General features: G+C 43.5%; 20 protein-coding genes and 2 tRNA genes. 2 read left to right on the top strand and 20 right to left on the bottom strand.

Annotation, left to right across the window (positions count from 1 at the left end; all coding sequences use genetic code 11):
• Positions 1-78 precede the first annotated feature (78 nt).
• The 5 genes from hpt to spoIIE all read right to left on the bottom strand — a co-directional run bounded on the left by hpt (position 79) and on the right by spoIIE (position 6,230).
• Positions 79-618 (bottom strand): hypoxanthine phosphoribosyltransferase, encoded by a 540-nt coding sequence (gene hpt, locus LF817_RS12330; RefSeq protein ID WP_253936125.1) that lies wholly within the window; start codon positions 616-618, stop codon positions 79-81.
• Positions 619-641: 23 nt separating this feature from the next.
• Entirely contained in the window at positions 642-2,012 is a 1,371-nt protein-coding gene (tilS, locus tag LF817_RS12325; RefSeq protein WP_253936135.1) for a tRNA lysidine(34) synthetase TilS, read from the bottom strand.
• A gap of 79 nt (positions 2,013-2,091) precedes the next feature.
• The gene (locus tag LF817_RS12320; RefSeq protein WP_253936124.1) at positions 2,092-3,006 is read right to left on the bottom strand and encodes a serine/threonine protein kinase; all 915 of its coding nucleotides are present in this window, start codon (positions 3,004-3,006) and stop codon (positions 2,092-2,094) included.
• Positions 2,987-3,724, bottom strand: coding sequence for a VWA domain-containing protein (locus LF817_RS12315; RefSeq protein ID WP_253936123.1), 738 nt, complete (start codon positions 3,722-3,724; stop codon positions 2,987-2,989). The genes LF817_RS12320 and LF817_RS12315 overlap by 20 nt, the downstream gene beginning before the upstream one ends.
• A gap of 58 nt (positions 3,725-3,782) precedes the next feature.
• Entirely contained in the window at positions 3,783-6,230 is a 2,448-nt protein-coding gene (gene spoIIE, locus LF817_RS12310) for a stage II sporulation protein E (RefSeq protein ID WP_253936122.1), read from the bottom strand.
• Between the two features lie 274 nt (positions 6,231-6,504).
• Here spoIIE and LF817_RS12305 point away from each other — a divergent pair.
• Together LF817_RS12305 and LF817_RS12300 are read left to right on the top strand one after the other, a co-directional pair.
• Positions 6,505-6,578 (top strand) — tRNA-Met (locus tag LF817_RS12305).
• A 192-nt stretch (positions 6,579-6,770) separates the two neighbouring features.
• A tRNA-Glu gene (locus LF817_RS12300) sits at positions 6,771-6,842 on the top strand.
• Between the two features lie 225 nt (positions 6,843-7,067).
• Here the strand turns inward: LF817_RS12300 and LF817_RS12295 are convergent.
• The 15 genes from LF817_RS12295 to glmU form a co-directional block, all read right to left on the bottom strand.
• Positions 7,068-7,391, bottom strand: coding sequence for a YnfA family protein (locus tag LF817_RS12295; RefSeq protein WP_253936121.1), 324 nt, complete (start codon positions 7,389-7,391; stop codon positions 7,068-7,070).
• Positions 7,392-7,489: 98 nt separating this feature from the next.
• On the bottom strand, positions 7,490-7,882 hold the full coding sequence (locus LF817_RS12290) for a S1 domain-containing RNA-binding protein (RefSeq protein ID WP_253936120.1): 393 nt from the start codon (positions 7,880-7,882) through the stop codon (positions 7,490-7,492).
• Positions 7,883-7,956: 74 nt separating this feature from the next.
• Positions 7,957-8,334, bottom strand: coding sequence for an FtsB family cell division protein (locus LF817_RS12285; protein WP_253936119.1), 378 nt, complete (start codon positions 8,332-8,334; stop codon positions 7,957-7,959).
• Between the two features lie 46 nt (positions 8,335-8,380).
• On the bottom strand, positions 8,381-8,971 hold the full coding sequence (gene yabQ / locus LF817_RS12280; protein WP_253936118.1) for a spore cortex biosynthesis protein YabQ: 591 nt from the start codon (positions 8,969-8,971) through the stop codon (positions 8,381-8,383).
• Entirely contained in the window at positions 8,968-9,216 is a 249-nt protein-coding gene (gene yabP, locus LF817_RS12275) for a sporulation protein YabP (protein WP_371925050.1), read from the bottom strand. The genes yabQ and yabP overlap by 4 nt, the downstream gene beginning before the upstream one ends.
• Positions 9,217-9,371: 155 nt before the next feature.
• On the bottom strand, positions 9,372-9,632 hold the full coding sequence (locus LF817_RS12270; protein WP_253936116.1) for an RNA-binding S4 domain-containing protein: 261 nt from the start codon (positions 9,630-9,632) through the stop codon (positions 9,372-9,374).
• The gene (yabN, locus tag LF817_RS12265) at positions 9,629-11,089 is read right to left on the bottom strand and encodes a bifunctional methyltransferase/pyrophosphohydrolase YabN (protein WP_253936115.1); all 1,461 of its coding nucleotides are present in this window, start codon (positions 11,087-11,089) and stop codon (positions 9,629-9,631) included. Before yabN ends, LF817_RS12270 begins: the two co-directional genes overlap by 4 nt.
• Positions 11,086-12,666 (bottom strand): putative polysaccharide biosynthesis protein, encoded by a 1,581-nt coding sequence (locus LF817_RS12260; protein ID WP_253936114.1) that lies wholly within the window; start codon positions 12,664-12,666, stop codon positions 11,086-11,088. The genes yabN and LF817_RS12260 overlap by 4 nt, the downstream gene beginning before the upstream one ends.
• A gap of 84 nt (positions 12,667-12,750) precedes the next feature.
• Positions 12,751-13,287, bottom strand: a complete 537-nt coding sequence (gene spoVT, locus LF817_RS12255; RefSeq protein ID WP_289217206.1) for a stage V sporulation protein T — start codon at positions 13,285-13,287, stop codon at positions 12,751-12,753.
• A 222-nt stretch (positions 13,288-13,509) separates the two neighbouring features.
• Positions 13,510-17,046 (bottom strand): transcription-repair coupling factor, encoded by a 3,537-nt coding sequence (mfd, locus tag LF817_RS12250; RefSeq protein ID WP_253936112.1) that lies wholly within the window; start codon positions 17,044-17,046, stop codon positions 13,510-13,512.
• 49 nt (positions 17,047-17,095) lie between these two features.
• Complete coding sequence (gene fin / locus LF817_RS12245; RefSeq protein WP_253936111.1) at positions 17,096-17,326, bottom strand: anti-sigma-F factor Fin; 231 nt, start codon at positions 17,324-17,326, stop codon at positions 17,096-17,098.
• Positions 17,327-17,394: 68 nt separating this feature from the next.
• Complete coding sequence (gene pth, locus LF817_RS12240; protein ID WP_253936110.1) at positions 17,395-17,958, bottom strand: aminoacyl-tRNA hydrolase; 564 nt, start codon at positions 17,956-17,958, stop codon at positions 17,395-17,397.
• A 155-nt stretch (positions 17,959-18,113) separates the two neighbouring features.
• Positions 18,114-18,785, bottom strand: a complete 672-nt coding sequence (locus LF817_RS12235; protein WP_253936109.1) for a 50S ribosomal protein L25/general stress protein Ctc — start codon at positions 18,783-18,785, stop codon at positions 18,114-18,116.
• A gap of 89 nt (positions 18,786-18,874) precedes the next feature.
• Positions 18,875-19,828 carry a ribose-phosphate diphosphokinase gene (locus LF817_RS12230; protein WP_253936108.1) on the bottom strand — a complete coding sequence of 318 codons (954 nt, stop codon included), beginning with the start codon at positions 19,826-19,828 and terminating at the stop codon, positions 18,875-18,877.
• A 16-nt stretch (positions 19,829-19,844) separates the two neighbouring features.
• Positions 19,845-21,224, bottom strand: coding sequence for a bifunctional UDP-N-acetylglucosamine diphosphorylase/glucosamine-1-phosphate N-acetyltransferase GlmU (gene glmU / locus LF817_RS12225; protein ID WP_253936107.1), 1,380 nt, complete (start codon positions 21,222-21,224; stop codon positions 19,845-19,847).
• Positions 21,225-21,371: the final 147 nt, after the last annotated feature.

Raw genomic sequence — 21,371 nt, 5'->3', positions numbered from 1 at the left:
TATCACACGAAAAACGGAACACACAACTAATTACCCTTGCGATTGACACGTTTCTAGAAAGCACTAGTAATGATTGCATCAGCCACCATACACTTCTGGTTTCAGTACACCAATATACGGCAGATTACGGTACTTTTCATTATAATCCAATCCATATCCCACTACGAACTCGTCAGGAACTTCAAAACCTATCGTATCCGCTTTAATATGGGAAGTTCTGCCTTCAGGCTTATCAAGTAATGTTACGATTTTGATCGATTTAGCTTTACGATACTTAAATAAGTCCACTAAATAACTCAAAGTCAATCCACTATCGATGATATCCTCAACGATGATCAAATCTCTGCCTTCCACTTGCGTATCAAGGTCTTTAACGATTTTAACCTCACCTGTCGACCTCATACCGCCATCGTAACTGGAAACGTCCATAAAATCCATTTCCAGGTGCGTTTCCATTCGCTTTAAAAGATCTCCCATGAAAGGCATTGCCCCTTTTAGGACACCGATAGCCAAAGGAAAGCGACCATCATATTCTTTTGTGAGCTGCTCTCCCAGCTCCTTACATTTCTGTTGAATCTCATCTTCAGAAATTAAGATCTTCTCAATTTCGTTGTGCATGAAAGCTCCTCCTACGTACTCTGTTATTTTTTATATTGTAATCGAAGCCATGTACCAGAAGGGTCCCCAGTACACCCCTCACCTTTTTTTAAACCAGCCAGCCATAGGATCCGGCCCTCTTGATCCGTTACAAGAGGCCATGTGTCACGCAATTGTGCAGGGATCTTTTCATCGATAAAAATATCTTTTACCTTCTTGGACCCATTCATTCCTCTAAGTATCATTCGATCACCAGGTTTTCGAGTACGTACGGTCAGCGGCAAGGTTACGTGATTAGAATCACAAACGTAAACATGTTTACCTTGCTCACTGAAGCACTCTCCCGCTTCTAATGAGATTATTGAACCATCAGGAAGTGAAACTTGCTGCCCTATGTAAAGTGTTTTTGAAAACGCCGAATTTCCTTTAGTTGATGAAAAAGTAAAAGTGATGTCATCATAAGCACGAATTACTTTTAACCCCTGCGGAAAATCCAGACTTGCGTTAGGTTTTTGCTCTTGTAAAAGGTGAAAAAACATCTCTTCATGTAAATAAGAGATCTCTTCAATTTGATTACCATACAGATAGTTTAATATTAGATGAAAGGACTTCCTTTGTAAAGCAAGGGGATACTTTTGAAAAGATGATTTTAAAAACTGCGCAGAGCCGCCTTTCCCATCCGATAAAACTACTTGATCAAGTACTCGTTTTGCTTCATTTTCAATAAAAGTTCGGTCTTCTGTCACACGTTCACTCATATGCTGCATATGTTCATGCAATTTAGGATTCATCGATTTCATAAATGGCATGATATGTTTACGAACCGAATTCCTCGTGTAATCCGTCTGCTCGTTAGACGGATCGAAACGGGGCTGCAGCTTATGAATCGAACAATAATCAATCAGATCCTGCTTTTCTACACATAGAAATGGCCGAATAATGGAACCGGTCGCAAATGGACGCTTTACAGGCATGCCATGAATGGATTCAGGCATTACGCTTCTAGTGAACTGCATCAGCATAGTTTCTGCCTGATCATCTCCATGATGCCCAAATGCCAGCTTGTCAGCGTTCACTTCTTCCATCACCCCGGCAAAAAATTGATACCTCAGCTCACGGGCAGCTTCCTGTGTCCCTAAACCGTTCGCCTTCTTATACGAGGACACATCTACTGACGTCCCCTTAAATTCAATATTCCATTGATTCGCCAAGGATTCCACGTACTCCAAGTCCTGTTTCGATTCGTCTCCCCGCAGACCATGGTCGACAGAGGCGACAATCAGCCTTAGGTTATCATGACGTTTCAAATGATGAAAATAATGAAGGAGAGCAAGGGAATCAGGCCCGCCAGATACCGCAAGAACAACTGTATCATGCGTCTGGATGAGATTATGTTTTTTTATGAATGCATTCACGGCTCTCAAAAGACTGCTCTCCCCCTTCACATCTCCACTCATCGTATCACTGTAGTCATGCCAATAGCAACGTATTCACTTACAGCCACAAGTTCCAGGCGGAAATCCCGTAGAAGGCAAGCACAATGGCGCTCACACCAATCATTTCTCCCCACTCTGAAGCATCGGTCTGCACACTTTTTCGTGAAGAACGTTTGGGAGGCTGAGCCCTTTTCATCAACACTTGCCCAAGAGCTTCCTTCATTTCTGTGGCAGAATGGTACTTTCCTCTCCAGCATTCTGCGATGATTTTTTTATATTCGGACGGCAAAGGAGCCGATTTGAGTTTGTCCTGCAACGTTTTTTTAGGATCTTTTTGCGCATCGAACCGATTCGGGTAAACCGTCTCCATCATGATCATCGTAACAGCAAAAAGATCGTACAAAGGGTCGGCGCGACGGGACCCATAGCCCCAGTATCCACGGTCATAAAATTCGGTATACTCTTTGATCGCGCGTCCGATCGCCGTGACTCCTCCTACATCAATCCATTGGACTTTGGAGTCGGCGACTAACAAATTATCCGTTTTCAAATCTCCAAATACGTATCCTGAGCGATGCAGATGCTCCAAATCACTTAATAGCTGCATCGCACATATCCCGACCCACTCTTTCTTTTTCCCTTTAAGAAATACAGATAAAGGCTGACCTTCAATGAATTCCATCACATAAAAAGGATACGTCTCGTTATTGACGATCCAATCGTCAACATCAACAAAAGAAGGCCCAAGCTTCACTCCCTGGACCTTACTGAATTTCTTAAGCATATTCACTTCAAGCATAAGCCTGGAGCTTTCGGTCCCTACTTTCAGTGCATATAACACCCCATTCTTTTGACACAGATAAACAACTCCGCACGCCCCTTCTCCCAATTTTCGAACGACGTGATAGACATGGTGGCCCCATTTTCCGCGGATTGCCATACCAGCAGCTAAATTAAAATCCGGTTTCTTCATAAGGATCCACAACCCCCTGCTCGTCTCTCACTATCGCTTTCTTAGAAAACGCGTAGAGAGCTTCTTTCAATGCTGGACCCGTCGGCGTGTAGCCCCCACTAGACAGCCTCTGGAAAATTCCATGCATTGCACTTAATTCTGATGTCCATGCCACTTTTTGTGTAATTGTATGTTTTGAATCCGGAAATGAATATACACTAAACTCATTAGACCCTGTGCGCGCATTTAAACTGAGTGATAAATCCGCCAGAGCCTCTTTAACTGTAGGAAGTTTATGGTGCATACTCGCACTTGAGTCAACGAGGACAAGCACTTCCAACTGACAAGTTTCTCCTAGATCATCAACGATCTCCACTACTTCTCCTCGTTGTTCAGGCGGGAGCTCTTCGATAGTTTTTCGTTCTCCCAGAATGTGCTGAAGTTCTTGGTTAATAACACCTTGAATCGTTTGATTCATAGCTTGCTTCGTCACCATTTGTACCGTTTCTGATAGATTCTTCTGGTAGACAATCTGGCTGACTCCCCCTCCAGCATCGGCGATAGCCTCTACTTCCTTAAGTCCTTGTGGTTCCCCCCTCTGTTGATCATCAAGTACTCCGATCACATTGACAGTGACCCCCTGATTTCTAGCTAATGCCGCTACAGCTACAGGATCCTCTCCGTAGTTTGAGCAGCCATCCGTCAATAATAAGATTTGTTTTAAACGACCTGCTTTCATCGAATTTCCCTCCTCATTTCTTACGAACATTTTCGCCGAAAATGAAAAGGAATATACCTTAAGCGAGGTTTTGTTTTTTTAGAAACGGGATGGCTGACCATTCGGGCATATAATGATCGATGCGAGCCACGAGTACGGTCATGTCATCATGGATGTCACCTGATTTTGTACGGATGACTTCATCCAATAATATATCCGCCATTAATTGGGGATCATCCACATCAATTTCGCGGATTTTTCTCTTAATCCACATTTCCACGTTTTCTACGTGTCTCGGCCCTTCTAGTATACCGTCACTGACCATAATGAGGAGATCGCCGGCTTTGAGCTGTTCACTCGTTGTATCAACATCTACATCCTCGATGATGCCCATTGGCAAATTACTCGATTCCACTGAATATATTTGATCCCCTCGCTTAATGAAGCTTGGGGTACTCCCTATTTTTATAAACTTAGACGTGGCAAAGTGAAGATCTACGATAGCCAAATCTAACGTTGAAAAAATTTCATCGTTGCTCCGTAACGCCAGAATCGAATTTATCGATTGAATAGCGACGGACTCCTGAATGCCCGATTGCAGAATCTGCTTCAATAAACGCAGAGTCTCTACACTTTCCTCATGAGCACGTGCGCCGTTGCCCATTCCGTCACTGATTGCCAGGGCGTATTTCCCGCGCCCCAGTTCCATCATCGTGTAACTGTCCCCTGAAATAAATCCTCCTCCTTTGGCAGCATGAGCCACCCCGGATTCAATCGTATAATGTTTGGCCGAACCAAATGTCATGAGACAGCGTCCATTTGGATAAGGTGAAATATCCTCCATCGTCACAACAATGGTTTCTTGTAAAATATCAGATAATAGCGGTGCTATTAATTTTTCTCCTTCCCCTCTATATTGATCAATCTCGATTACTACTTCCAAATCGATATTCCCCGTATCAAGCGTATATATTTCAAGCTTGGCCACGTTTATACCAAGCCTCTCTAATGCTTCATGAATGATTCTTTCCTTTTGTTCGTGGTGTTCCCGCTCCTTCACAATCTCCTTTGCAAAATTATTCATAACTTCAGAAACACCATGGAGCTGCTGTGCGACGAAGCGACGACTTTCCTGGACTTGCTGCTTCAGCTGTTTATTCGCATGATAGAATGAAAGTTCCTGCTTCATCGTATCCACCACTTTTTGGGATTTTACGCAGTACTGATCCAGGCTATTACGCATAACTCTACCGACATCCCCCTTTTGATCAATGTCTTCCATCAAATCTGTCATTAAATTATGAGTTTCATCAAACTGGTTAATCCAGCACTTCTCCTTTCTAAAACAAGCCTGGCACGTTTTTTCGGTGACATGGCTTAGAAAATAATCCACCTCCTGCGTATTATCTTCCTCCTGTTTGCTCAAACCATTATGATGGAAACTTTTAGCCAGCGCTTCGAACACATCTGAAAATTTCCCTACACGCACCGCCGTAACGTCTCTAACCTTTTGTAAATACTTCTGCTGCTCCTGACCATGTTCATCCGTCCCAGGCACGAAGCGCGACAGCCTCTTCACCCAGCGATCCGGCGTCAAAAAGAACAGAATGATAGCAAAAAGAGATGCCGTCAATGATGCCGACATACTCCCTCCTGTGTACACCCCCATTAAAATGGTACTTACAAAAAGTCCAGCGCTCACCCCAAGTTTATTGCCCTCTCTTAATAATCCTCCCAGTAAACCGGAAAAGGCCAGCAAACTCATCTGATAAAGATGTTCAACTTGGGACAAGCTTAAAACCAGGCCGGTGACCACCCCCACCGTCGACCCGATCGCCGCTCCCGCAATATAGGCAAGTAAGACGACAAGATATCGAGCAAAAACATCCACCATGGCTACACCTTGAATTTCAAAACCGATCATCCCCGTCAAAACGGAGGCTAACAATATAATAAAACAAACAATCTCTTCATTTTTTAATGTAGGATGATAACGTTGCGGTGATAAAAGCGGTAAACTCTGCATAAATATGAGAACAAGGATAAAGGTGAGGGTCCCCTCGGCTGCGAGCAGGAAAAGCTCGTATAACTGCCAGCGATCTAAAAAAGCCAGGCTAACCGTTCTCGGAATCATACTCGCAACAGCCGCCATCACCGGCAGCCATTTCTGAGGCTGATTCAACCGGTTCAATAATCCACTTAATAGTAGAATCGAAACGGCGGCCCCCGCGATAAACCCAGCGTGCCCATAGCTATATGTGGATGCCCCCACAGCCATCATCACCGTAGCCGGAATCATCAGCGGACGTTTGAACCACCAGATCACAGCCAGGAACGCAACACCAAACGGAGCCATAGATGATAAAATCACAGCTCGTCCAAGTAATAAACTAAGAGCCATATGAAAGACACCTTTATTCGCTAAAAACGTAAACGCGTTTAAAGCCATTTTCTCTATTCCTCGATTAAACGAAATTTCTCTCCACATAGCCTGTCTGTTTGCTCGTTTCATTACAGTCCCCAACATAATCTTCATCACTCCTTTATTAGTAAACTCATTAAACCATACGAAAGCGAATCATTTTGTCAAAACAACAGAAGAAGAACAACAAAAACTTCGATCAATTTCCTACATTGTGAATCAGATTCTACAAATTCACCCCCACCCACTACGTCACTCAACCAAAATATCCAAAAATACCCTATCGAAATTAACAGAGTAACCACACAATATTTTTTATTGTTGACAGGTTTTTTTTCATAGTGTACTATAAATCTTGTGCCTAAAAGGCAAACCACATGGCGGTGTAGCTCAGCTGGCTAGAGCGTACGGTTCATACCCGTGAGGTCGGGGGTTCGATCCCCTCCGCCGCTACTATATTTAAGTGCTGAAGGGGCTTGGTCAGATACGAAACGTATAAGACAGGCGCTGCAATGTTCCTGAACTTTGGAACATGGAAGTGACAGACTTATATCGCGAGTATCTAGCCCCTGATGCCGGATATTTAAGTGCTTCATGGCTTCGACAGATGCGACACGCATAAGACAAGCCTAAAATTACATACTAGGCCCGTTGGTCAAGTGGTTAAGACACCGCCCTTTCACGGCGGTATCACGGGTTCGAATCCCGTACGGGTCACTCACAAAAAACAGGGCGGTTCCAAAAGTCTAAAAATGACTTTTGGAACCGCCCTGTTTTTTTGTATGTATTTCTTTGTTAAATCCCTGAGTTTTATATATGTTCCCTTGTCAAAAAGATTAGTTTTGTTATTTTTGCTTAAAAAAATTGGGTCTTAGGAATGGATCACTTTCCCGGCTGGCCTCCTTTCCCAACCATCCCATAGTTTTATAACGTAACGAATCCCTACCCTCGTGGACCCCAAAGCATGACAGAAACGCCCACCAAGCAAATCACAGCTCCTAGCCAGTCATAAAAATCAGGCGTTTCCCTATCTATACCCCATCCCCAAAGCACAGACAATATAATAAAAACGCCACCGTAAGCAGCATACACCCGTCCAAACGTAGGAAAGGTTTGAAATGTCGCTATGATTCCATACGCAGTTAACAGGAGAGCACCTGATATACCTAAATAAAAAGGCTTTTCATCTCGCAGCCACAGCCAAATGAGATAGCCCCCTCCAATTTCAGCTAATCCAGCTAATAAAAACAATAAAATAGACGACATCCTCAGCCTCCCGTCCTTATAAAAAAACAGACCCGCTATTTAAGCAGGTCTGTTTCTATATAAACGCGCATCTTTTACTCATTGTCCTAGACAGCAAGCTATCCTCTTTTAGCACCTCGACCTCCACGTTTGGTCTCAGTCTGCTTTTTCAGTGATGCAAGGCGGTCTTCGCTGTCCTTAAGAAAGTTGTTCATCTTCTGTTCGAATGACTCAACAGGTTTGCGAGGTTTCTTAGGCGCAGTACGACGACCATAATTTTCTTTTGCTTTTTTGATGGATAAACCAATTTTTCCATCATCTCCAACATTAATGACTTTGACCTCTACCTCGTCGCCTTGGCTTAGGTGTTCATTAATATCTTTGACATAGTTGTCGGCAACTTCACTAATGTGAACGAGACCTGTCTTGCCGTCCGGGAGCTCAACAAATGCTCCGAAATTAGTGATACCAGTTACCTTACCCTGTAGCTTGCTGCCTACTTCAATTGACATAAAAAAAATGCTCCTCCTTAGAATTCGATAAAAATATCCTTCTTACCTATTATATATATGCTTTGAAAAGGGTGTCAATACGAAGGGTCCTCATTTGGCATTTTAAATATGATTTCTCCATCTTTTGAGAAGAAATAATTCGATCGCGCAATCTGCAGCACATAATCTTCATTATTGAGCAGCTCGATCTCCTCTTTCAAATTCTTTTCTTCTTTAACTAGTGTATCCATCTCAGTCTGCAATTGTTTGTACTCTTCGACTTTTTCTGCATGTAAAGAGCGCTGTTGAAAATGGTACACGGCCATTGAACCTGCAACAATTGCAATTAAAAGGCAAAATAGCATAATCCGACGTACCAAACGTTTCTTTTTCTTCGCATGACGTTCCAGGTGTGCATCGTAATTTTTCATGTATGTAGAATCCATGCGAGTTACCGATGATTTGTCTGCCATTGGCGTTAGGCCCCCTTTTTAATCGTTTGCAGCTCAGGCAAATCCACTATTCTTTCTTGCTGTCTGTCCAATTCTTGATTATATTCTTTATTGTAACGTAAAATCCTCCTATTTTGTGTAAGAAATTTTTCGTATTTATCGGTAATAGCCTCCAAACGATACGAAAAATGAACAAAAAAGGAGACCAAACGACAATAAACACTATAAATATACCCTTATAAAGAACTCGATAAACTAAAAAAAGAACATTTTTCGATAAAACCACCACTGCCGTTAGAGGCCAAACGACAAGCACATTAAATAGTCGCTTCATAAAGCGTAATATTTGGAGGATGACGCGGATCCAAAACTCCAGCCACCTATGGTAAAGCTCTTGAAGCAGAGCACGATAAGCCGCATATCCACAAAGCAGGGCGACAGCTATATAAACTCTCATTTCCCCGTAGTTGACCTTATATAATATATAAAAAAGAAAAGCAGCCTGAGTGATCCAAAAGGCAGACTGCCAGACAAACTCAAGCCAACTTTTTTTGTTGCGTTTATAAAACAGACGCTCGAATGTATCTGCGGCCATTCCTATATATATTCCACCCGCTATCATCGAAATCATGGTCATAAATTGAGTCGTCAGCGTCATTTGAACAGCTTGCTAAACAACCCTTTAGCCTTCTCCCCGTGGTTTTCGTCCAAATACGTCATCTCAAACACACGGCCTTTAATGGACACTTCACCGTCGTCCACATTTAAATTTTTCATTTGCAGGTTTTCGCCGCGGATGACTAGATACCCCATACTCGTCTGCAGTAGAAATTCCTCACTATCGAAGCTGTCCACTTCTTTTACTCCTGTAATTTCCAGAGTTTTTCGATTCAATATTCTCATATTATGTTCAGGTTGGTTATTCTGACTATGACTGCGGCCATTTATATTCTTATCGAAACTATCCATTTTCACAGCCTCCTTCTCTAGTACAAGCTATGAAAAAAGAAGCCCGAATAGAACGAAAACCACTACTTTACCAAGCAGTGGTTTTCCAATTATTTATTAACAGGCTCTTCCTTCTTGATTTCGTACAAAGTGGCAGCCTCATCTTTTTTCACGTTTTCTCTTAACGACTTCACTTCAATAGTCAAAATCTTCTGCCCGAATTGTATTGTCAGAACATCACCCACAGCCACCTTTGTTGCTGCTTTACTCGGTGTACCATTGATGTTAATTCTTCCTTGATCCGCCACTTCTTTTGCTAACGTGCGACGCTTGATCAAACGGGATATTTTCAAGAATTTATCCAATCTCATTCTTTATTGTCCTCCTTCTCCTGTTTAGCATGGACCCATAATTGCTCCAGCTCTTCTAAAGAATAGTCAGCCAAGTCACGATCCACCTTGGAAGCCTGAGTTTCCATCGAAGAGAATCGATCTCTGAATTTCTGATTCGTTCGCTGCAGGGCAGTTTCCCCGTTAATTTTATAATGACGGGCTGCGTTGGCAATTGCAAATAACCAGTCTCCAAACTCTTTTTCCATTTCTTCTGTATCCTGATTCTTTTTCGCTTCTAAAAATTCCTGCCATTCTTCTTCGACCTTTGCTAATACTAATTCGACGTCGTCCCAGTCAAATCCTACTTTAGCTGCTTTCTTTTGTAAATCTTCAGCCTGGAGCAGTGCAGGAAAGCTGGCAGGAACCCCATCCAATAGTGAATTTGGAGCTCCTCCTTTTTCCCGTTTTTTAATGTCATCCCAGTTACTCAAGACATCATCCGAATCTTCAACGTGAACGTCACCGAAGACGTGAGGATGACGGCGGATCATTTTATCCGTAACCGACTGAATCACATCATCCACTGAGAAGAATCCGTCATCTTCCCCGATTTGACTGTGGAGCATGACTTGAAGAAGCACATCCCCAAGCTCTTCCACCATATGGTCATCATCTTTGCGATGAACAGCATCGATAAACTCATAGGCCTCTTCTATTAAGTACTTCCTAAGAGATTCATGTGTTTGTTTTTGATCCCATGGACAGCCGCCAGGACCACGCAGATCCCGGATCACTTCCCTTAGACGGAAAAATTGGTGGTTGAGCTGCCCCTTTTCAGCAGGAGGGATGTAGACACTCGTCAAGTTATTCAAGTCTACGGCACGATCCAGTTCTTCTAAAGGCACCGTCACCAGTTTCTCCTCCTTGCTCCCTGCAGCCGAGACGATCGTCACTTCATAATCAGCCGGTAAATCCTCTAACAGGACAAGCTTTACCTCCGAAGCCATCATCGCATCATATACCTGACAAAATACGAGATGGTTCCGAAGCTGCAGCTCACTTCTTTCAAACGAAGTCGCGTCTATGAATTGGAACCCTTCAATCGGATCGATGTGCAGCGAATTGAACAAATCATCCAAATAACTTTGCCCACCTTTTATCTCTACATTCACATCTTCACGGTCGAGCAATAACTGGACTGTTCGTTCGGCAAGCATAGGGTGCCCTGGCACAACGTACGTTACATCCTGATCGTTTGCAGCTGTCACAAGACCCGTGACAATTGCTTTATACACATCGTCAAACTGATCGAATGCCTCATACGTTTCATCAAAGCTCTCAAAGGTCAGTCCCTCATTTTGCAATTCCGAAATCACGGGGTGATCCAATGTCCGCGCGTATATGACACCCGATTGTGAAGTTAATTCCTTATATACACCCAAAGAAAGCTGATCAAGATCCCCAGCTCCAAGACCGTAAATTTTAATAATATTCATACATTCCTTCCTCCCGGTAATAATTTAACGAGCCAGTCTCCAAAAGGGAGCGGCTCTAGTTCCTTTTGTTGTAGTGCCCCTAAGCGGATGAGAAGAATAAGATAGATTGCCGCTCCAAGCGCTATGATAACCAGTGCATAAACGAGTAAAGCAAGCCGACCGTCTATTTCCGCTCTCAGCGCTTCGATTACGAGCAGGACAGCTGCCATGCTCCCAGCTGCTCCTATAGTTGCAAACCACGGAAGACGTGCCCACTCTTTCAGCGAAAAGTCGGTGTGAAGCAAAAGAACGTGACAAAGCACGACGAACGCGACAGCTGCAACAGATGCTGCCGCAGCACCGTACATTCCAAACTCCCCTACCCACCACACGTTTAAGAGGTATTTCATGACTACTGCCCCAATGATAACGAAGGCGGTATGCACCACCTTTTCTAATCCTTGAAGGACAGAAGACATCGTTATTGCCAGAGAGCTGAAAAAGATAACACTCATTAATATACGTAAGTATCCTGTTCCGTCTGTATTTTGAAAAAACAGCTCATTGACGAGAGGGAAAAGGGTGATAAGCCCGGCAGCTGCTCCAACAGCTATCAAAAAGCTGTACTTGACTGCTCCAAAAATATACTGGTGGACCTGGTCCGGGTTTTTGTCTTTGCGTTTCCTTGTAACAGAAGGCACAAGCGCCAGGGCAAGTGAGGATGCCAGCACTGTGCCAAGCTGGATGAGCGGCTGGCCACGGTCAAACACTCCCTTTGTTCCTTTCGCCTCCTCCGGTATGTAACCGACTTCTACTAATTGGGGGACAATCGTCAGCGAATCGACGAGCTGAATGAGGAGCAACAGCATATAGTTCAAACAGATAAACAACCCATAAAAAAAGATCGTTTTTGAAAACGAAATAGCGGGCAAAGGGGCCGTCCCTTGTTCAAATTTTGAATGTCGCCGCCATAAGACCAACAAAACAACGGAAGCCGTAATCGTGCCTAGAATTGAAGATAAAGCTCCGCCGACGCCAATTTGATATATATCTCCTATCCGGGTTACATAGAGGGCTGTACCAATGATCATGACCACTCGAACCAATTGTTCGGCCACCTGGGAAACAGCTGTAGGTTCCATTCGGCCCTGCCCCTGGAATACTCCGCGGATTAAGGAGGTGACGGGCAGCAGCAGAAATACAAAAAAAGCGGCCTGCAAAGAAGGAGTCAGTGCTTCATCCCCCATGACCCGAGCAAGATGGTGAGCCTGAGTGAATCCGAACAAAAAGATGGATCCGCAAATGCCAAGCAGCCAAGTAAAAGCTGGTATGTAAAAAGAACGAAGCGTCAGTGTAACCCCCTGGTCCTTTAACTCGGAAACGAGTTTTGAAATGGCGACCGGAAATCCATAAAGAGCAAGCATCATCGCCATGCCCAAAATCGGGTAGACTTGCTGATAAATGTAGAATCCGATGTCACCGGCGATATTTTGTAAAGGTATGCGATAGCCCGCACTTAAAACTTTACCGATCAAGCCTGATAAAGTGAGCAGGAATGCACCTTTGATTAACCGATGTGACGAGTGAGTATGATCCATAGTTTTCCCTTTCTGACTAGCATTTGAAGTGTCCCCATTATAGCACAAAATAAGCCAGGTCTCTTGGTAGACCTGGCTTACACTCTACTCCATCTGCTTCGCTAAAAAGTTAGCGGCGGTATGGACTGCTTTTTCGGAACCTTCGTCAATCGGCGAGCCTTCTTTATTAAAGACAGCTACACAGCCAATTGGATCTCCTTGAGCAATGATAGGATGTATAATATAAGAAATAACGTCCTCTTCTAAATCTCTGACAATCTCCACCGGCTGGGGATGTTTTTCAGATTGAACGGTTCTTTTGTCCAACACTTGCTCAATAATACTTCCAATTTGACGATTCATATAAGACTTCTTGGATTCACCAGCTACAGCGATAAACTCATCACGGTCGCAAATAAGTACAGGAACTTTTAAAGAATCGTGCAGAGCCTCCGCGTATTCTTTGGCGAAATCACCCAGCTCGCTGATCGGAGAATATTTCTTCAAAATTACTTCTCCTTCACGGTCTACGAAAATTTCCAACGGGTCCCCTTCTCTGATCCGTAACGTGCGGCGAATCTCTTTAGGTATGACAACCCGTCCCAAATCATCAATACGACGTACAATACCAGTTGCTTTCATTCTAACACTTCCTCCCATTCCAAGGTTCTCCATCTATCCTGATGCTGTTCAACCTACACCAAAAATTTATAAGTGATAAATATAGTATGATACACCAGAAAAAACCTATGCATAAAAATATAAACTAAAGAAAAGTAAGGAATGGGCAGGAGCTTTTAAACTAAAATCTTTACAAGTCCAATTAAAAACGCCCTCCATGCCATTATGGAGGGCGTCCGACATTTAAGCGCTTGTTGCCTCACGGGTCAACTGCGGCAAACGTTCTAAAAATTCTTCTATGACTTCATACCGTTTAACTGCAGAACTTCGATCCCAGGCAACGGTTACTTTCAATTGACTATCTTCCGTTCCAAGCTGAATCATTCGGCCGTATTCATTAGCTACTTCAAACAGCTTCGCTCCGTCAATTTGCTGACTTTGGCTCGTTTCCATAACCATGACGATCTTTTTCTTTTTCTCAGAAATCGACTCTATGCGAGCTCGTTTCGCATAATGCTTAATGGAGGAGACTCGGAATAAGTTCTCGACCTCCTCTGGATAATCGCCAAAGCGGTCGATCATTTCATCCCGGAGGTCATGAATGTCTTCCACCGATTCAATAGCCTGGAACTGTTTATACATATCGATTTTCTGCTTTTCATCGGAGATATACTCATCCGGAATATAAGCATCGATATTTAAATCAAGCTCTGGCTGGAAAGGCTGTATGGCTTCTGGCTCTTTCCCTTGGCGTTTCGCTTCGATAGCGTCCTTAAGCATCTGTGAGTACATGTCGAACCCGACCGAGTCAATGAACCCGTGCTGCTGTGCCCCTAATAAGTTGCCGGCGCCTCGGATGGATAAGTCTCGCATTGCGATCTTAAAACCGGACCCGAGTTCTGTAAATTCTTTAATGGCTTGAAGCCGCTTTTCCGCAACCTCAGTCAGCACTTTATCCTTTTGATAAGTGAAATAGGCATAAGCCACCCGGTTGGATCTCCCTACTCTACCTCGTAGCTGGTAAAGCTGGCTGAGTCCCATTCGGTCGGCATCATATACAATCAGTGTATTTACATTCGGAATATCAACACCCGTTTCAATGATCGTTGTACTCACCAGTACATCGAATTCCCCTTCTAAAAAGGAAAACATCACGTTCTCAAGCTCGGTCTCATTCATTTGGCCGTGAGCGAAAGCCACTCTCGCTTCTGGGACAAGAGCTGAAATTTCCTGGGCCATACGCTCAATATTCTCTACACGGTTGAACAAGAAAAAGACTTGTCCATCTCTCGCCATTTCTCTTTCTACCGCTTCGCGCATGAAAACAGGATTGTACTCCAGCACATACGTCTGGATAGGGAAGCGGTTCTCAGGTGGTGTTTCAATGACTGATAAGTCACGCACTCCAAGCATCGACATATGAAGAGTCCGCGGTATAGGAGTCGCAGTCAAGGTCAATACATCTACATTCGATTTCAACTGTTTAATTTTTTCTTTATGCTTCACTCCAAAGCGCTGTTCTTCATCGACTACTAACAACCCTAAGTCCTTGAATTTTATATCTTTTGATAAAATGCGGTGGGTGCCGACAACGATGTCGAGAAGACCTTTTCTTAAACGGTCCGTCGTTTCCTTCTGTTGTTTTTTCGTCCTGAAACGACTGAGCAAGCCAATATTGACACCGAAATCCTGAAATCTCTCCTGCATCGTTTCGAAATGCTGCTGCGCTAATATCGTTGTCGGAACAAGGATGGCTACCTGCTTTCCGTTTTCAACAGCTTTAAAGGCTGCACGAATCGCCACTTCTGTTTTTCCATAGCCTACATCTCCGCATAGAAGACGATCCATCGGTCGAATTCTTTGCATATCCTCTTTGATTTCATCAATACAACGAATCTGGTCTTCCGTTTCTTCATATGGGAACGCCGTTTCAAAATCACGCTGCATTTCTCCATCTTCTGAGAAAGCGTGGCCTTTGGACGCTTCTCTATCTGCATAGAGCTGAATTAAATCGTCAGCTATATCTTCAACGGAGGATTGGACGCGGCTTTTCACCTTCGTCCACTCACTGCCGCCCAGCTTATAAACTTTCGGCTCCTTGCCTTCTGAACCGACATACTTTTGAATTAAATCGATTTGATCGATCGGGACAAAAAGCTTGTCGTTGCCTGAGTACTTCACCATTAAGAAATCTTTATGGCTGTCGCCCACTTTCAGCGTCTCAATACCGATGTATTTACCAATCCCGTGGTTAGCGTGAACGACATAGTCGCCCACTTTCAGCTCTTGATAATTTTTGATACGCTCGGCATTTGTCATCTTCTGCCTGCGTTTTGGCTTCGCCGTCCGTTTTTTGAACAATTCGTTTTCTGTAAGTACAGCTAACTTGTGCATTGGCCATTCAAATCCACTGCTAATGTTCCCTTTAATAATGGTCGGGATATTGACGGGCAGTGCCGGTGATTTTTTTGCGACTACGGCTTCCATCTGATAATCCTGAAGTACAGATTGTATCTTATCCGCTCTCGAATCATCTGGAGCAAGGATGATCACACTGAATCCCTGCTTCATCCACCGATCCATCTCTGTTTTCAATAAATTCATTTGACCGTGGAATTGCTGCATTTGACGGCTGGAAATATTAACGATATTCTGCGGCTGTGTATTTGGAATGTGGCGCATAAACACGGATAAGTAAAGCTTCGTCTGCTTCATCTTCTCCCACGTATCGTGCCAATCAAACGAGATACGTAAATCTCGTACCATCTGGTTCACTTCCAGCAGACTGTTAAACCATTCGGCTTCTTCCTGATCAAGGCGGCCTGCTGTTTCTTGAATACGACTCATTTCATCAAGGACGATCAATCCATTGTCCGGCAGGTAGTCTAGTAAACTGACAGGTTCTTCATAGAAATACCCGATATATTTGTACAGTTCCTGGAAACGTTCACGGTGATGCAACTGATCGATGTCATGTTCGATATAAGTATTAAGTGTTTCCTTCGCTTCTTTCTTCGTAAGCTTTTGCAGGGAATGGCTGAGTGCCTCCTCAAGCCTGTGAGCAGCTCTTGTGAAATCTTCGTCCGTTAATAATAGTTCAGTCGCTGGGCCGACTTGTACGAAGTCAAATTTTGAATGAGATCGCTGCGATTCCGAATCGAATGAACGAATCGAGTCCACTTCGGTATCGAATAGTTCAATACGGTAAGGATATTCTGCAGTAAGAGGATACGCGTCAATAATGCCTCCTCGAACAGAGAATTCTCCAGGGCTCGACACCATATCTACTCGTTCATACCCCATGCTTACGAAACGATTGAGGTAAAGATCAACATCGATTTCTTCTCCAACACGAAAAGGGAGCATGTTGTGCTCCCAATAAGCCTTAGGCGGCATAATCCGTTTCAGTGCTGACACTGGAGCAATCAGGATCCCTGACTTCTGATTAAGCCACTGCGAGAGTGCCTCGATACGCTGACTGCGCAACTCAGGACTGGCTACCGCTATTTCTGAAGCAATCAGCTCATTGACGGGATAAAGGTGTACCTGGTCGCTGTCAGCCAGTTCTGTCATATCATCGTAAATCTGCTGAGCTTGTATAAGCTGGTGAGTAATAATGATGACAGGACGGTTTAAAGATTCTTTCAAAAGCGAAATCATCAAGCTTCTGGATGCTCCCGAAAGCCCGGCAATCATTTGTTCCTGCATCCCCGCTTCAAAACCATCAACTACCGATTTTATATCGTCTTGCGGATATAAATAATTTTTTATTCCTTGCATAACAAACTCCTCCATAACCGTGAGAGCTCTTAAAGAGGAGCCTCCAGGTTTAATGAATAAAAAAATCCAACTCATGATAGTGAGGATTTTGTTGAAGAGACCGTTCACATGAATCGCAAATCGTTCGGATATTCATATTCCCTTCACGATCATACGTAACCATCTCTTTATGGTCATCCTCGGTCAAACACTCTAAGCCAAGCTCAGAAATTTCGACCCGTTCACGATCTAATTTTCCAACTTGGCGCTGACAATGCCGGCATATATAGTGGATATTCATAGATACACTCTCCTTTATAGAAGTACATGTATCTATTGTTGCCGGCCATGGTGCTGCTTATACGATTTTCAATTCGCATTGAATTCATTCATGACTTCATTAAAAGGCCTCTCCATCCAGCTTTCGCATGCTTTCACCGATTGTGTGACCGCTTCTGATACAGGCCCCTGTTGATCTTTATCAAACGTGCCGAGCACATAATCGACCACTGACATCGGGACAGAAGCTCGTCCTACCCCTACACGAAGCCGTTTGAATTCTTTTGTTCCTAGTTGGTCAATGATGCTTCGGATGCCATTATGACCGCCATGGCCGCCTTTTTGACGAAGACGGATTTTCCCTGGAGGCAGATCCAAGTCATCGTAAATGACCAGTACGTCTTCTTCATCTATGTCATAATAATCCATGAACATACGAAGAGAATCACCGGACAGATTCATGTAAGTCTGTGGCTTTAGCAAAAGAATTTTCTCACCATTTACATGTTCTATCGTAAATAATCCCTTAAACTTCTCTTGCGACACTGTCCAATGGTTTTGTTTCGCTAATTCATCGATAATCATGAAACCTACATTGTGACGGGTCTTTTCATATTTTTTTCCGGGGTTCCCGAGCCCAACTATACACTTCATGTGAGATCTTCCTTTATCTGCGTCATTCTTGATACGTATTATTATATCAAATGTATGGTAAGAAATATGTCTTGTACTGTATGCTTTTTAGAGTTTTTACAGCCTAAAAATAGGACGTAACCGACGGCTACGCCCTATTTTCTTATTAAGAAAGATTATTTATTTTCACTTTCTTCTTTAGCTTCATCTTCTTGAGACTCATCATCTTCATCTTTGTCCTCGCCGATGACTTCTGGTTCAGCGTCGGCATTTTCAGTATCTGGCTCTTCAGGCATTTCTTCTGGTGGAGTTACAGATACGATCGTCGTATTCTCGTCTTCCGTAATCTCATAGTTGCGTCCTTCTTTAAGATCGCCAACCATGATGCTGTCTCCGATATTCAACTCGGAAATATCAACGAGAATTTCCTCTGGAATGTCAGCAGGCTTCGCACGGACAGCAAGCTCATATAATGGCTGCTGCACGACACCGTCTTCTTTAGCGCCCGGTGCTTCGCCATCTAAACGGACTGGTACTTCTACGTCCATCTCTTCAGACATGTTGACGATGTAAAAGTCCGCGTGGATCAGCTCGTCCTTTAAAGGATCTACTTGATATTCATGAAGCATGACGTCCACGGTGGATCCGCCTTTAATATCGAGTGAGATAATTGCGTTTTTACCTTCATCACGTACAGTCTTTAAAAGTTCAATACTATTTACAGCTACATTAATTGGTTCTTTATCTTTACCATATACGACACTCGGAACATTACCTTCTTGTCGCAATTCACGTGTCACTGATTGTTTTAAGTCTTTTCTTTGATTTGCTTTTAATGTAATTGCCAAAATAATCTCCTCCAGTTAATTAACCATTCATTATATTCAGGTTCCCTTTTCTAGCAGAAGTTAAACATTTTTCATTACAATAATTCATTTTAATCAAATAAAATGCTTACGGATTGACGTTCGTGAACTCTAATAATCGCTTCACTGATCAGCGGTGCTACAGATAACTGAGTGATCTTATCAATATTTTTCTCTTCACCTAACGGAATGGTGTTCGTAACAACCAGCTCTTTGATTTTCGAGTTATCAATACGTTCAAGGGCGGGTCCTGAGAGAACAGGGTGTGTACAACAAGCATACACGTTTTTAGCACCGTTTTCTACTAAGGCATTAGCCGCAAGTGTAATCGTGCCCGCTGTGTCGATAATATCATCAATCATAATAGCCGTTTTGCCTTCTATATTACCTACAATATTCATGACTTCAGCAACGTTCGGTTTAGGCCGTCGTTTGTCGATGATGGCGATTGGAGCTTTTAACCGATCAGCCATTTTTCTCGCTCTAGTTACCCCGCCATGGTCAGGTGAAACGATGACAACATCCTCGAAATTCTTGGATTTAAAATAGTCAGAGAGAATAGGTACACCTACAAGGTGATCGATCGGCATATCGAAAAACCCTTGTATTTGCGGTGCATGAAGATCCAACATAATGACTCGGGACGCTCCGGCAGTTTCAAGTAAATTAGCAATCAGTTTCGCAGTAATCGGTTCTCTCGCCCGAGCTTTACGATCCTGTCTCGCATAGCCGTAATAAGGCATGACGATATTGATCGTACGAGCAGATGCTCGTTTTAAAGCATCAATCATAATCAGCAATTCCATTAAGTGCTGATTGACGGGGGCACAAGTAGATTGAACGACATACACGTCACATCCGCGGATACTTTCATCTATGTTAATTTGAATTTCGCCATCACTGAAGCTTGTAACCGTACACTTCCCTAGTTCTGTCCCGATATTCTCAGCAATTTCTCTTGCAAGTTCAGGGTTTGAATTGAGTGAGAACACTTTTAAAGCTGAATCCTTGTATCCAGTTGCCATGGATTTGAACCCTCCGTTAGTCTTTTTTATTCGATTGGATTTTGTTTGCGTAGCCTTCTTTATTCGTTTGACGAGCCCGGGCGATAGACAGCGCCTCAGCAGGTACATCTTTGTTGATCGTCGATCCAGCTGCTACGTAAGCACCTTTTCCGACCGTTACAGGAGCTATCAAGTTAGAATTACACCCGATGAACGCATCGTCTTCGATTGTCGTCAGAAATTTATTCTTGCCATCGTAATTCACTGTAATTGTACCACAACCTACGTTCACACCGCTGCCGACATGAGCATCTCCGATGTAGCTTAAGTGGGAAGCTTTACTTCCGTCACCGAATTCAGCTTTTTTCACTTCTACAAAATTACCGATTTTCACATCATTGCCTAATGATGAATCAGGGCGGATGTGGGCAAATGGTCCAACTTGCACACGAGCGCCGATGCGGCTGTCAGTCGCCACACTTTGCTTCACATTTGTTTCAGCTCCGATATGGCAGTTTTCAATTGTGGAATGCGGACCGATGACTGCATCATTTTCAACAACCGTGCTTCCATCCAGGATTGATCCTGGATAGATCGTAACGTCCTGTCCGATCGTTACATCAGGACCGATGTACGTGTTGTCCGGATCCACGAGTGAAACTCCGTTACGCATATGTTGTTCATTAATCCGCTGCTTCATTAATTTTTCTGCTTTAGATAGAGCGACTCTGTCGTTAACCCCTAGAGATTCTGAAAAATCGGGTGTTTGATAAGCGCTGATCACTTCTCCCTGGTTCTTCAGGATTTCTATGACGTCAGGCAGGTAATATTCTCCTTGAACGTTATCATTTGAAACATTTTTTAACGATTCAAATAAATATTTATTATCGAAGCAGTACGTTCCCGTATTAATTTCTTGTACAGCCTGCTCCTCTTTAGAGGCGTCCTTTTGTTCAACGATACGCTCTACCTGACCATTGCCACCTCGGATTACACGCCCATACCCTGAAGGATCTTCAGCATGAGCCGTTAAGATCGTGGCCTTAGCTTCCGTTTCAATATGATGATCCATCATATTCTGCAAGGTCTCCTCGGTCAGTAAAGGGGTATCTCCGCATGCTACGACCGTGATCCCTTCTCGTTCAGCCAAAATGTCGTCCGCTTGCTGAACAGCATGCCCGGTTCCCAGCTGTTCTTTCTGGACCACGTAGTGACTATCTTCTCCCAGCTGATCCTGGACTTTTTCAGCTCCGAACCCTACCACGGTAATTAATTCATTCAACTCTAATTTATTTAATTGATCCACCACATGTTGAACCATTGGTTTCCCGCAAACAGGGTGCAGAACTTTATATAATTTAGACTTCATTCGAGTGCCTTGTCCTGCAGCTAATACCACAGCATATTTTTCGGTCATGACGCAACCTCCATCCTATTTATCCATTATGAATAATATCTTAAAATCCGCTTAATTTCAACAGACACCCTTTTCATGTCAACAGTATTTTGCCAACCGCAAAAAAAAAGAAGCCAGACCCCCCCTTGAAGGTCAGACTTCCTTTCG

It is taken from the genome of Halobacillus sp. A1 (assembly GCF_024189295.1).
Taxonomy (GTDB): domain Bacteria; phylum Bacillota; class Bacilli; order Bacillales; family Halobacillaceae; genus Halobacillus_A.
This window is presented reverse-complemented; position numbering and strand designations above follow the sequence as displayed.

Bases quoted from the DNA above. Each gene is read 5' to 3' on its own strand.
- LF817_RS12315 (WP_253936123.1), bottom strand. From the start codon at position 3,724: ATGAAAGCAGGTCGTTTAAAACAAATCTTATTATTGACGGATGGCTGC.
- fin (WP_253936111.1), bottom strand. From the start codon at position 17,326: ATGAATATCCACTATATATGCCGGCATTGTCAGCGCCAAGTTGGAAAA.
- LF817_RS12230 (WP_253936108.1), bottom strand. From the start codon at position 19,828: ATGGCAACTGGATACAAGGATTCAGCTTTAAAAGTGTTCTCACTCAAT.
- LF817_RS12290 (WP_253936120.1), bottom strand. From the start codon at position 7,882: ATGTCAATTGAAGTAGGCAGCAAGCTACAGGGTAAGGTAACTGGTATC.
- yabQ (WP_253936118.1), bottom strand. From the start codon at position 8,971: ATGACGCTGACGACTCAATTTATGACCATGATTTCGATGATAGCGGGT.
- spoVT (WP_289217206.1), bottom strand. From the start codon at position 13,287: ATGAAAGCAACTGGTATTGTACGTCGTATTGATGATTTGGGACGGGTT.
- LF817_RS12285 (WP_253936119.1), bottom strand. From the start codon at position 8,334: ATGGCAGACAAATCATCGGTAACTCGCATGGATTCTACATACATGAAA.
- LF817_RS12295 (WP_253936121.1), bottom strand. From the start codon at position 7,391: ATGTCGTCTATTTTATTGTTTTTATTAGCTGGATTAGCTGAAATTGGA.
- hpt (WP_253936125.1), bottom strand. From the start codon at position 618: ATGCACAACGAAATTGAGAAGATCTTAATTTCTGAAGATGAGATTCAA.
- spoIIE (WP_253936122.1), bottom strand. From the start codon at position 6,230: ATGTTGGGGACTGTAATGAAACGAGCAAACAGACAGGCTATGTGGAGA.
- LF817_RS12260 (WP_253936114.1), bottom strand. From the start codon at position 12,666: ATGGATCATACTCACTCGTCACATCGGTTAATCAAAGGTGCATTCCTG.
- yabN (WP_253936115.1), bottom strand. From the start codon at position 11,089: ATGAATATTATTAAAATTTACGGTCTTGGAGCTGGGGATCTTGATCAG.
- yabP (WP_371925050.1), bottom strand. From the start codon at position 9,216: ATGAGAATATTGAATCGAAAAACTCTGGAAATTACAGGAGTAAAAGAA.
- pth (WP_253936110.1), bottom strand. From the start codon at position 17,958: ATGAAGTGTATAGTTGGGCTCGGGAACCCCGGAAAAAAATATGAAAAG.
- mfd (WP_253936112.1), bottom strand. From the start codon at position 17,046: ATGCAAGGAATAAAAAATTATTTATATCCGCAAGACGATATAAAATCG.
- glmU (WP_253936107.1), bottom strand. From the start codon at position 21,224: ATGACCGAAAAATATGCTGTGGTATTAGCTGCAGGACAAGGCACTCGA.
- LF817_RS12320 (WP_253936124.1), bottom strand. From the start codon at position 3,006: ATGAAGAAACCGGATTTTAATTTAGCTGCTGGTATGGCAATCCGCGGA.
- LF817_RS12270 (WP_253936116.1), bottom strand. From the start codon at position 9,632: ATGAGATTGGATAAATTCTTGAAAATATCCCGTTTGATCAAGCGTCGC.